This window comes from Methyloversatilis sp. (assembly GCF_030696805.1).
Classification (GTDB): domain Bacteria; phylum Pseudomonadota; class Gammaproteobacteria; order Burkholderiales; family Rhodocyclaceae; genus Methyloversatilis.
Map to the genome: position 1 here is coordinate 1 of NZ_JAUYRO010000046.1, position 1,556 is coordinate 1,556.

General features: G+C 61.4%; 1 protein-coding gene. It reads left to right on the forward strand.

Going from position 1 to position 1,556, the window contains the following annotated elements:
- Positions 1-1,556: methanol/ethanol family PQQ-dependent dehydrogenase (locus tag Q8R75_RS08240; RefSeq protein WP_305663634.1), on the forward strand; the 1,556-nt coding region annotated here is incomplete at both ends.

The following is a 1,556-nucleotide window of genomic DNA, read 5'->3' on the forward strand; positions in this document are numbered from 1 at the left end:
TGGACCTTCTCGACCGGCGTGTTGCGCGGTCACGAAGGCGGCCCGCTGGTCATCGGCGACACGCTGTTCGTGCATTCGCCCTTCCCCAACAAGGTGTTCGCGATCGATCTGGAAACCCAGAAGATCAAGTGGAAGTACGAGCCGAAGCAGGATCCGTCAGTGATCCCGGTCATGTGCTGCGACACCGTCAATCGCGGTCTCGCCTACGCCGAAGGCAAGGTGTTCCTGCAGCAGGCTGACACGACGCTCGTCGCGCTCGACTCGAAGTCGGGCAAGGTGCTGTGGTCGGTCAAGAACGGCAACCCGAAGATCGGCGAAACCAATACGAACGCCCCGCACGTGTTCAAGGACAAGGTGATCACCGGTATTTCCGGCGGTGAATTCGGCGTCCGCGGCTTCCTTGCTGCCTATGACATCAACACCGGCAAGCAGGTATGGAAGGGCTACAGCACCGGCCCCGACGCCGAAATGCTGATGGACCCGGAAAAGACCATGACCTGGACCAACGGCAAGATGGCGCCGGTGGGCAAGGATTCGTCGCTGAAGAGCTGGCAGGGCGATCAGTGGAAGATCGGTGGCGGCACGACCTGGGGCTGGTTCTCATACGACCAGCAGGAAAACCTCGTGTACTACGGGTCGGGCAACCCCTCGACCTGGAACCCTTCGCAGCGCCCGGGTGACAACAAGTGGTCGATGACCCTGTGGGCACGTGATGTCGATACCGGCATGACCCGCTGGGTGTACCAGATGACCCCGCACGACGAGTGGGACTTCGACGGTGTGAACGAAGTCATCCTGGCCGACGTGGACGTCAAGGGCAAGAAGCGCAAGGTTGCGGTTCACTTCGACCGCAACGGCTTCGGCTACACGATGGACCGTGTGACCGGCGAGCTGCTGACCGCTGAAAAGTTTGACCCGAAGGTGAACTGGGCCACGCACGTCGACATGAACACCGGTCGTCCGCAAGTGGTTGCCAAGTACTCGACCCGTCAGAACGGCGAAGATGTGAACAGCAAGGGCATCTGCCCGGCCGCTCTGGGTTCGAAGGACCAGCAGCCGGCTTCGTTCAACCCGAAGAATGGCCTGTTCTACGTGCCGACGAACCACGTCTGCATGGACTACGAACCGTTCCGTGTTGAGTACACCGCAGGTCAGCCGTACGTCGGCGCCACCCTGTCGATGTACCCGGCACCGGGCAGCCATGGCGGCATGGGCAACTTCATCACGTGGGACGCAGGCAAGGGCAAGATCGTCCAGTCCAAGCCGGAGAAGTTCTCGGTGTGGTCGGGTTCGCTGGTCACCGCCGGTGGTATCGCCTGCTACGGCACGCTCGAGGGTTACCTCAAGTGCGTCGATGCCGACGACATCAACAAGGAACTGTACAAGTTCAAGACCCCGTCGGGCATCATCGGCAACGTGACGACCTGGGAATTCAAGGGCAAGCAGTACATCGGTATCCTGTCGGGTATCGGCGGCTGGGCCGGCATCGGCCTCGCAGCCGGTCTCGAAAAGCCGACCGATGGTCTGGGCGCCGTGGGTGGTTACGCCGAACTCTC